This is a genomic window from Petrotoga sp. Shatin.DS.tank11.9.2.9.3 (assembly GCF_003665005.1).
Taxonomy (GTDB): Bacteria; Thermotogota; Thermotogae; order Petrotogales; family Petrotogaceae; genus Petrotoga; species Petrotoga mobilis.
The window spans coordinates 170726-182176 of the sequence record NZ_JGVT01000005.1 but is presented as its reverse complement, the minus strand read 5'-3'; the positions used below and the strand labels follow the sequence as shown (position 1 = coordinate 182176).

At 34.7% G+C, this 11451-nt stretch carries 5 protein-coding genes and 1 other annotated feature (1 of these 6 running past the window's edge); of the genes, 1 reads left to right on the top strand and 4 read right to left on the bottom strand.

What is annotated here, in order from left to right; translation table 11 throughout:
• The first annotated feature begins 87 nt into the window (after positions 1-87).
• A complete protein-coding gene (gene fliD / locus BZ25_RS05820) occupies positions 88-1596 on the top strand; it encodes a flagellar filament capping protein FliD (RefSeq protein ID WP_121514530.1) in 1509 nt (502 codons plus the stop codon).
• A gap of 66 nt (positions 1597-1662) precedes the next feature.
• Here fliD and BZ25_RS05815 read toward each other — a convergent pair whose 3' ends face one another.
• The 4 genes from BZ25_RS05815 to rplJ form a co-directional block, all read right to left on the bottom strand.
• On the bottom strand, positions 1663-6594 hold the full coding sequence (locus BZ25_RS05815; RefSeq protein WP_121514531.1) for a DNA-directed RNA polymerase subunit beta': 4932 nt from the start codon (positions 6592-6594) through the stop codon (positions 1663-1665).
• Between the two features lie 73 nt (positions 6595-6667).
• On the bottom strand, positions 6668-10231 hold the full coding sequence (locus tag BZ25_RS05810; RefSeq protein WP_121514532.1) for a DNA-directed RNA polymerase subunit beta: 3564 nt from the start codon (positions 10229-10231) through the stop codon (positions 6668-6670).
• 149 nt (positions 10232-10380) lie between these two features.
• Complete coding sequence (rplL, locus tag BZ25_RS05805; RefSeq protein ID WP_012208205.1) at positions 10381-10767, bottom strand: 50S ribosomal protein L7/L12; 387 nt, start codon at positions 10765-10767, stop codon at positions 10381-10383.
• 18 nt (positions 10768-10785) lie between these two features.
• A complete protein-coding gene (gene rplJ, locus BZ25_RS05800) occupies positions 10786-11322 on the bottom strand; it encodes a 50S ribosomal protein L10 (protein ID WP_012208206.1) in 537 nt (178 codons plus the stop codon).
• Between the two features lie 11 nt (positions 11323-11333).
• Positions 11334-11451 (bottom strand) — a sequence feature (ribosomal protein L10 leader region) (it continues 21 nt past the right edge of the window).

Sequence of the window (11451 nt, the reverse complement as noted above, 5' to 3'; positions counted from 1 at the left end):
AATAGTATGACTGGGTTAATCGTTAAAGTTTTCTTAAGATAAGTCGATAATGAATAGGTGAGAAATAATACAAAGGAAGTGAAGACCATGGATAGTAACCCTTATGTTGGTACTTTTCAATTAACTGGTGCCGTTTCAGGAATGGATACACAAGCAATGGTCCAAAAATTAATGGAAGTAGAACAACAACCTTTAAATAGAGCTCAAGAAAAATTTAATACCCTTACCTACAAACAAAATCTTTGGATGCAAGTTGACAACAAGCTGGAGGATTTTTATGATTATCTGATCACTTTCAAATTGAAGAGTACTTTGATTCCAAAAAGCGCCATATCTTCTGACGAGAGCGTATTAACCGCTACTGCTCCTGCAGATGCTGATAATTCAACTTTTTATCTGAAAGTTAATTCATTGGCTTCACCTACCGTTCTTTTAGGGGAAAACATAGACTCAACGATTAAAAAAAGTTCAACTGTAGGAGAGGTTATAGGTACAACAGGGGATTCAACTTTTACCATAACAAAAGGAAGTGATTCTGATACTATAACCGTTTCAGACAGTGAAACTATTCAAAACCTTATAGACAAAATAAACGCTTCAACCTTGGGAGTAGAAGCAAAATTTGATGATGCAAACGGTAAATTTTTTATTCTCAACAAAGAAAATGGAAATGTTGATATTAACTTATCTGCCACTTCGGGCTCTAACGGTGAAACCTTAATTACAAAACTTAATTTAAATGGAACACCTGCAGCAGACAGCGATAATACTGTTAGGACCTTAGGGAGTTTGGGACAGGTTGAATTGTCTTTTGATGGGAGCATGACTATCACCACTTATGACGGCCTAACAGAAAACACTTTGAACGTTTTCGGTACAACGATCGATTTAAAATCAACCTCTAGTAGTTATGTGAAAATTTCTATTGAACAAGATATAGACAAGAGTGTTGAAAAGATAAAGGAATTTGTCGATAAGTACAACGAAACGATTAATTATGTTTATGATTTATTACATGAAGACCGAGTTACCGATAAGCCTACTGAAGAGATGACAGAAGAAGATTATATGAAAGGGATGCTAAAAGGGGATAATAACTTAGAGAAAATATTTTATAATTTAAGAAATATGGTTTACTCACCTGTAGATATAGAACAATCTGGTTCTCAATATAATGCGCTTTTTGATATTGGCATAACCTCAGGAGATTTAGGGGCTGGTTATGAGAATACAATGAAAGGACTATTGAGCGTTGATGAAGATAAACTTAGAGAGGCTTTGAATACTAATGCTGAAGATGTTTGGAAGTTGTTTGCAACAAACGATACAACTAATAAAGAATATGGTTACGCTCAATCTGTTCAGAATTATTTGTATGAGGTAACTAAGTTCAATGGCTATATAGATCAAATTGCCGGAACGAACGGCACCATAGGTAACGAGATGAGACGACTAGCAAATGAAATGACCAACCTATTAGACAGGCTTCACAGAAAAGAAGCACAATATTATGCACAGTTCTCAGCTATGGAACAAGCCATTCAACAATTGAACGCACAAGGATTGTACATACAAAACGCTTTTTCTAACCAATAGATAAATCAATAACCGGTACTGTTTTAAAACAGTACCGGTTATTTTATTTTGACTATTTTTATTTTTTTACCCAACAGATTTTTCTTGTGCAGCTTCAGCTTCTTTTTCAGGTTGAACAACTTCGTAATTTTGATCCGCGTACAACTTCAAACCTGTTCCTGCTGGGATAGGTTGTCCTACTATCACGTTTTCTTTTAATCCTTTCAACCTATCTACTTTACCTTCTATAGCTGCCTCTGTTAGTATTTGTACAGTTTGCTGGAATGATGCAGCTGAAAGCCATCCTTCCCTTTCTAAAGAAGCCTTTGTGATTCTTAACAACCTACGTTCATATTTTATCGTATCTTTTGGATTTATAAGATATTTTTTGGATGTGCCTACTAGATGAGTTTTACCATCTTCAGTTGTAATCTCTTTATATTCTTCATATACTTCAATCTCTTTAATGTTTGTTTCGATAATTTGGTTTAAAATTTCTTCAGTTATCTCTGTTCCTAGTTCAAAGATCTTATCTTCTTCCTCTTCTTCATCCTCGGCAGGAATTATAACCCTCTTTGCCAACTTTTTACCAACAACTAATTCTCTGTTTTCTGTTATATAGGAGTTTTCTTCCAATATTTCCTCGTTGATTTTCTGCACCTTACCATAACTTACTAAATCTCCCGGCATGAAGTCGGTATCTCCACCGTCTATAATCTCCACTTTGTTGATCATCTGTCTAATTATTATTTCAAAGTGTTTATCATGTATGTCAACACCTTGTTCAGCATATATTTTCTTTATTTCACTTAGCAAATAATTTGCCAAAGGTCCTACTCCCAATTCTTTGAGTATATTTCTGGGTTTTATATTCCCGGTTGTTAACCTTTGACCCGCTAGTACTTTATCTCCTTCTTCTACAACTGCTTTCGTCCTATAGTCAGCTTCATAACTTTCCAATTCTCCATCTGAATTTTCGATTATTATCTTTAATCTTCTTCCTCTCTTGTTTTCAGTATCTCTTTCAATAGCTCTTACTATGCCTTTTGTCTTCGAAAATTCACCTTCAGGTCCTTTTGTCTTTTTTCTTGCTTCAAACAATTCTTCAGCTCTCGGTAACCCTTGGGTTATATCCGAAGTAGTGGCTATACCACCAGTATGGAATGTTCTCATAGTTAACTGCGTACCTGGTTCACCTATGGATTGTGCAGCAATTATTCCTACAGCTTCTCCTCTATTGACTAATTTGTAATTCGAAAGATCCATTCCATAACACTTTGCACAAAGACCATTTTCAGACTCGCATGTAAGAGGCGATCTTATGAAAATAGATGGCCTAACAGTAACCGTTTTTATGCCATGTTTTTCGAGAACTTTAGAAACCTTTAAGTCTATTCTTTCTTGGTATTTAAGCAAAGTAACTGTTTTTCCATCAATTTCAACTTTAAGATCTTCTCCAGAGTAAACGTAGTCTACTGCAGTATATTCTTTAACATCCAATTTTTGTATACCGTGCAAGAATGCTTCTTCTATGGCTTCTTCTGTGATTTCTTCACCTTTTTTGATTAATACCTTACCTTCTACTTGTACGTCTTCTAATGATTCTAAGTAGGAATCTTTTGGCATATCTTCAATTTTTATAGTTTTTTCCTTCGATACAGAAATTTCTTTTACATAATTTGCCAAGAATTGGGCGTCTTTCTCTTTTAAGATTATTCCTTTTTCATATTTTTTATCTGCTTGGGGGTTATAAATTACTTCCTTTGTTTCAGGATCCAAAACATCTTTAGCTAAAACTCTACCAAATAAGAAGTCTGAAAGATTTTCAATTTTTGAATCGTCAGCCCAAAGCTCTCTTGCTTCAATACCTTTATCTGTTCCACAATCTTCTTCTGTGATAGTTATGCTTTGAGCAACATCTACGAGTCTTCTAGTTAAGTAACCCGCTGTCGATGTTCTTAAAGCTGTATCAGCTGATCCCTTTCTTGAACCGTGTGTTGAGGTAAAAAATTCTAATTCTGATAACCCATTTTTAAAGTTTGAAGTGATAGGAACTTCAATTATTTTTCCAGATGGATCAGCCATCAATCCTCTCATACCTGCTAATTGTTTCAATTGATCTATGTTACCCCTTGCACCAGATTCGATCATCATCCAAATTGGATTGAAAGTGTATTTTCTATACGTTTTCGCTGTTTCTTCTGTAACTTTGGCAGTGGCGCTTTCCCAAATCTTAATTATTTCTTTGTATCTTTCATTATCCGTCAAATAACCTTCTTCATAAAGCGATTCGATTCTGAGAACTTCTCCTTTAGATTCTTCTATTAATTCCTCCCTTTTTGGAGAAACTAATACATCACGTATAGAAATAGTTAATCCGGATAATGTTGCATAATGGAAACCAAAATCTTTAATACTATCTAAAAGATCCGCGGTTCTATCTATTCCATGTTTTTCAAAAGTGTTAAATATCAGCTCTTTTAGATTCTTTTTATCCATTTTTTGTGTATAGTCTCTTAAATCCTCAGGTACTTCTTCGTTAAAAATTATTTTTCCGATAGTCGTTTTAAGAATACTACCATCTTTATATCTAAACGCAACTGGTTCATGAAGGGGTAAATCAGATTTTTTCCATATCAATTTTCCATCTTGAAGATATATATCTGAATCCACTATTTTTAGGTATTCATAAGCATATGTAGCTTCCAAATCTTCGGAGAATATGTGTTTTACATACCCATTCTTTCCCAATTCAGAAACTTTGGTAGGCACCTTTAGATTTTTGAACTTCTCATCTTCATGCATGGTTAAATAATACGCACCAGCAATTATATCTTTTCCTGGCATCGACAATGGTTTGCCGTTCGCAGGCGAGATAATATTATATCTTGATAACATTAAAAATTTTGACTCTGCTTGGGCTATATTGGAAAGGGGAATATGTATAGCCATTTGATCACCGTCAAAATCAGCATTAAACGGTGGACAAACCAAAGGATGTAACCTTATGGCGTTTCCTTCTATTAGTTTTGGAATAAAAGCTTGAATAGATACCCTATGTAGGGTAGGTGCCCTGTTTAGGAGAACAGGATGCCCTTTTATAACCTCTTCCAAAACTTCCCAAGCCTCAGGCATTTCCTTTTCTATTATAGTTTTTTTGAATTTTCTGGCACTTTTACTTGCCACGTTTGAATCTCTTAACAGCTCTGCAAGAACGAAAGGTTTAAATAGTTCTAAAGCCATCTTTTTTGGTAATCCACATTCATGAATCTTAAGATCAGGTCCAACAGCGATTACAGCTCTACCGGAGTAATCAACCCTTTTACCTAAAAGGTTCCTTCTAAATCTACCTTTTTTACCTTTCAACAAATCTGTGAGTGATCTTAATGGCCTTCTATTTCTGTCAGTCATTGGTTTACCAACACGTCCATTGTAGAAAAGTGAATCCACAGCTTGTTGAAGTATTCTTTTTTCGTTTCTTACGATAATTTCCGGTGCTTCCATTTCTAATAACTTTCTTAAACGGTTGTTTCTATTTATTACTTTTCTATATAAGTCGTTTAAATCAGTAGCAGCAAACCTTCCTCCATCAATTTGTATTAAAGGTCTCAAATCGGGTGGTATAACGGGTATAATATTTGTAATTAGCCATTCAGGTTGATTGCCAGATTTGATAAAATCCTTAACTAGTTTCAGTCTTCTTAATATTTTTACACTCTTCTGACTTTTTCTATCCAATTTTTCTAATTCGGATTCTAATCGAGCTTTTAATACTTCAAGATCGATCTTCGTTAATAATTTTTGAATAGCTTCAGCACCGTAACCATACTCAAATTTTTCATATCTATTTATTTGAAATATCTTTTCAGTTCCATCTTCTTCCTTTGCAACTAAATCTTTTACACCAAATTCTTGAAGTTCATTTAACACTTCTTGAGTGATCTTTGTTCCCTTTTCAAATTTCTTTTCGGGAAATTCGATTTCCGATACTAATTCTTTGTCAATTACGTTTTCTCTTTCTTCCTTAATCTTTGAGTTTAGTACCTTCATTACTTCTTCATAGGCTCTTGCTTCATCTTCTAGTAAAATATCTCCTATTTTTTTATCTATTCTCTTTGCAAATCTCTTATCTATGTCTGTGATAACTACAATCGGTGTATCCCGCTCAATATCTCTTTCAACTTCTATGGAACCTGGATAGTATTCTAAGAATAAGGAGTACTCCTTCTGGGTTAGATAATCTTCTTCAAACAAAAATCTATCTGCTAAAGGTGTTCCTTTTTCAACCTCTTGTCCATTCTCTACCATTATTGATGAACCTTCAAAAACGGGATACTTTCTTTCAACGCCGGTATCATCTCTTATTATTATCCAATTCAATTCTCTTTCCGTATGTGTTAGTTCTGATTTTATTTCTACCTTTCCATCTATATCGGCTACGGGCATACCCTTAACTGAAACTATTTTTACAGCAGGTTCTACCCTTAAATCTAAATATTCATCGTATATTTCATACTCTCTTTGATACAATATTTCTCCAGGTAAATATCCCAAATTTTCATTTTCAGGACCAGGAAGCGTTAAATAAGCTCTTTCAATAACTCTTTTTGAACCGTAGTAAATGATATTTTCTAAATCTTTCACACCAATGTTTAGAATGATGGAAAGAATAGATGGAGAAGACTTTAAATACCAAATATGAGAAATAGGTGTTGCCAATTCTATATGACCTATCTTTCTTCTCCTAGCTTCTTTGGATTCAACCTTTACACCACATCTTTCACATACTGTTCCTTCATACTTTTTCCCTTTATACTTGCCACAAGCACATTCGTAATCTTTTACGGGACCAAATATCTTTTCGCAGAATAAACCATCTTTTTCAGGTTTACCTGTTCTGTGATTTAAAGTTTCTGGTTTTTTAACTTCACCATTTGATGCTTCCAATATACTTTGAGGAGAAGCTATACCTATTTTTATCTTAGCAATCTTTCTTTGAAAGGAAGAAACATTTGCCAATTGAAATCCCTCCTTGAGGGTACATTTTTATTTTACTCTCCGTCAACGTTGAAACTTAGATTCAAGTTATCAATTAGAGTCTGTCAACATCTAGCTCATTCCCATCTTCATCGTAAAGTTTTATATCCAACATTAGTCCTTGTAATTCTTTTGTTAAAACTTTAAAACTTTCAGGAATCCCCGGTTCGGGAAGATTTTCTCCTTTTAATATTGCTTTGTAAACTTCATTCCTACCTTTAATATCATCAGATTTATAAGTTAACATTTCGTTTAGGGTATGAGCAGCTCCATGCGCTTCTAGAGCCCATACCTCCATTTCCCCAAATCTCTGTCCACCAAAATGGGCTTTACCACCTAATGGTTGTTGGTGAATTAATGAATACGGACCCGTCGATCTTGCATGAATTTTATCTTTTGCTATATGGGACAATTTCAACATATACATGGATCCTACCGCCACTGGAAAATCGAATGGTTCACCTGTTCGACCATCTCTAAGAACAATTTTACCGTTGGGCTGATCAGGATCATCGCCTAAATATAACTCGTGTTCTTCTCTTACTTTAGATAATTCATCCATGATTTCAGATTCAGTCGCACCATCAAAAATAGGTGTGGCGTAGTAGTCGTTTGTTAACATAGAAAGCCACCCTAAATGAAGTTCCAAAACTTGTCCTATATTCATCCTTGACGGAACTCCTAGAGGTGAAAGCAACATTTGCAAAGGTGTTCCATCTGGTAGGAATGGCATATCTTCTTTGTTCAAAATGGTTGAAATAACACCTTTGTTTCCATGCCTACCCGCTAATTTATCTCCAACTTGTAGTGTCTTTTTTGTTGCTATGAAAACTTTAACGTATTTATTTACACCGATTTCCAAAGAAGGAATATCTTTCCTGTCAAAGATCTGAACGTCTATAACCCTTCCCTCAATTCCATGAGGAACCGTTAGAGATGAATCTTTAATGTCTCTACCTTTATCACCAAATACGGATTTAATAAGCTTTTCTTCGGGAGTAGTATCTGATTCTCCTCTTGGGGTAACTTTTCCTACCAGGATATCCCCAGAAGATACGTAAGAACCAATTTTAACTATACCTTCTTCATCTAAATTCCTTAAAAGTTCTTTTTTGACATTTGGAATATCTGCAGTTATTTCTTCGGGACCCAATTGAGTATCCATAGCTTTCGTTTCAAAAACTTCTATGTGTATCGATGTAAAGGCATCGTTTTCTAATAATTCTTGACTAACTACTATTGCGTCTTCAAAGTTGTATCCTTCCCACGGAAGAAAACCAATGAAAATATTTCTCCCAAGAGCTAGCTCTCCCATATCCATGGAAGGGCCATCCGCTATGGCTTGCCCTTTTGTCACTACATCTCCAACGTTAACAATAGGAACTTGGTTTATACACATGTCTTGGTTCGATCTAACATATTTTAATAAAGTGTATTCATCTTTTAAGGGTTCGTCATTGGAATCTTTTAGAATGTTATTCTCTTCGTCCAATCTAGTGATTACAATTTTTCTTCCATCCACATAATCAACAATACCTTTATGTTTTGCCATTATCAAATAGCCTGAGTCTCTCGCTGCTAACCATTCTACTCCTGTACCAACAAAAGGAGCTTGAGGTCTAAGAAGAGGAACGGCCTGCCTTTGCATGTTTGACCCCATTAAAGCTCTGTTTGCATCATCGTGCTCTAAAAATGGAATAAGAGCAGCTGATACAGAGGCAATCTGTTTTGGGGTGACTGATATATATTCAATCTCATCTTTATGGAATAAACTGACTTTTCCTAAATATCTAGCTTCGATGTACTCTTCTACTAAAGAACCATCTTCCCCAATTTCGGCGGAAGCAGGGGCAATTCTATAAAGTTCTTCCTCGTCAGCACTCAAATATACTATATTGTTTAAATCAACTTTTGCATGCTTTACCCTGTAATAAGGAGTTTTCAAAAATCCATATTCATCGACTTTAGCTAAAATTGCCATAGAAGTGATTAATCCAATATTCGCACCTTCAGGGGTCTCGATAGGACACATCCTTCCATAATGAGAATGGTGGACATCCCTTACTTCAAATTTAGCATGTTCTCTTTTCAAACCTCCAGGACCTATTGCCGATAGCCTTCTCTTATGAGTTAGCTCAGCTAAAGGATTCACCTGATCTAAGAATTGCGATAATTGACTAGATGCAAAGAATTGGTGAAAGGCAGTCATTATTGATCTGGAATTTATAAGGGATTGAGGACTTATTTTATTAATTGATTGAACACCTGCAAGTTTTTCAGGAGCATGCTGAATCATTTTAGAAAAAGCTCGTTCAAATTCGATTTGCATGAGTTCTCCAACCGATCTCACTCTTTTATTACCCAAATGATCTCTTGTGTCAAGTCCTTCAATATTTTCTTTAACATGCAGCAAGTATCTGGCGGACAAGATGATGTCTAACTTGTCAACAGCAAAAGTTTTAATAGGATATTTTATTTTGTCTTCCATATCTTCAGAAATATCCTTTTTTTCAACCTCTCGTAAATAATCAATATAAGCTTTTCTCAATTTTACCTGAATTTTCTGTCTTCCAATCTGCGAAAAATCGAATTTATCAGGATTGAAGTACATATCTTCTATTTCTTCTTTGGCCTTCTGCGCCCTTGGAATTTCAGTAGGTTTTAATTTCGAAAAAATTTCTTTGTAAGCTTCTAGAGAAGTCAATCTTTCTTCTTTTTCATATCTTTTTTTCATCTTTTCTAACGTTATTTCTGCGACCAGATGAGCTACTGTTACACTCTTAATTTCATATTTTTTCAGCAGTTCCAAGACTTCGTATAATTTCATACCGTAAGTTGATTTTCTTGGGGGATCCATATCATCTAATTCCTGGAACGATAAGTCCGACAACACAGTACAATTGTTATAATTTGACAGTTCGACTTCATCATCTAAATCAATTTCCTTGGGGAATAATCGTAATATATCCAAATCATTCTCGTATCCCAATGCCCTTAAAAAAAGGAAAAAATTGAATTTTCTTTTTCTGTCTATTCTGACCTGAAGAACCTCTTTACCCGGATTAGGATTGTAAAGTATCTCCAACCAAGCCCCTTTAATGGGTAAAAAGTGAGCTATAAACATTTCTTTAGAAGTATCTGTCTCTTCTTCTTTTATAAAATACACCCCAGGGGATCTGACGAGTTGGTTAACTATTACCCTTTCTGCTCCATTGACAATAAATATACCTCTTTCAGTCATATAAGGGATGTTACACAAGAATATATCGTCTTTTTCTATCATTTCACCTGTTGCTGAATCAGTTATCCTAACTTTTAAATAAGCTTTACCAGCATAAGTTAATCCCTTGTCCCTACATTCATTCTCACTAAAAGACGAGTCTTCAAACTTTACATCCACAAAATCAATCAAAAATTCTTTGTTTTTCTTCCCACTCGCTTTAACGGGTATCTTTATTGGCATATATCTTTTAATGCTTTCCATAATCTTTTTATCTAAAAAATCCCTAAAAGAATCTTTTTGAATTTTCACTAAATCCTCGTATATTTCAGTTTTCTCTGGAACTTTCCCAAAAAACTTTCTTTCTCTCCTACCTACTTCTCTTACGACCGTATTCAAAGGAACCACCTCGGTATTTAGTCAAAATAGAATTGATGAAAAATAAGTGAAAAATCGCATTAGACAAAATGTCCAATGCGAACTAAATTATAACTTTTTTTCATGAAGAAGAGGTTAAAAAAAGACTTCAACTTAATTTCGAATTCGACTTATTTTAATTCTACTTCGGCTCCCGCTTCTTCAAGTTTTTTCTTAATTTCTTCGGCTTCTTCCTTTGGAACACCTTCTTTTATAACTGCGTCTGGGGTTCCAGCTTTTTCAACAAGATCTTTAGCTTCTTTTAAACCTAAATTTGTAATTTCTCTTACAACCTTTATTACACCGATTTTTTTGTCTCCAAAACCTTTCAAAACCACTTTAAAATCTGTTTTTTCTTCTTCTTGTTGTGCCGGAGAAACACCTGCTACACCTGGTACAGCTGCCATTACGGGAGCTGCTGCAGAAACTCCAAATTCATCCTCGAGCGCTTTCACTAGTTCAGCCAATTCTCCTACGGTCATATTTTTAATTTCGTTGATAAGTTCCTCTTTTGTCATATTCCTACACCTCCAAACTTATTTTTTTTCTTTAATTGCGTTTATTACGTACACCACTTTTCTTAAATTACCTGATAAAGCATTTACCAATCCTGAAATAGGACTATTAAGAGACCTTACAACAGTAGCGTAAAGTTCTTGTTTTGAAGGCAGTTTAGCATACTCTTCTGCTTTGGCTGCATCAAAAATCTTTCCTTCCAAAACCCCACCTTTTATAAAAGGTTTGTTATTATGAGATTCAGAAAATTTTTTTACAGCTTTTAAAACATCAACTGGATCTGACTCCTCAGCATATATAACTCCAGTACTACCTTCAAAAAATTTTTCAAAGTCTTCCAACTCTTTATTAGCTAATTTAACAGCTGTTTTTAACAAAGAAGTACGATAGACAGTGAAAACAACATCCTTTCCAAAATTCTTATATAGTTCTAACCTGAAGTCGTTAGACTCTAATACTGACATTCCAGAAAAATCAACGAACAAAATAACAGGCGAAGACTCCAAAGCATAAATAAAACTGTCTATTAAAGACTTTTTGCGTTCTTTTGTTAACAAAAAATAACACCTCCTTAAATAAAAAAGCCGCAATGGGTAGCGGCTAAAAGAAACAAAAATTATTCCTTTATCCGCGTACCTCGGTAGGCGAGATTTCGCCTCTTTAACCCATTAAAGACCTACTTTCAT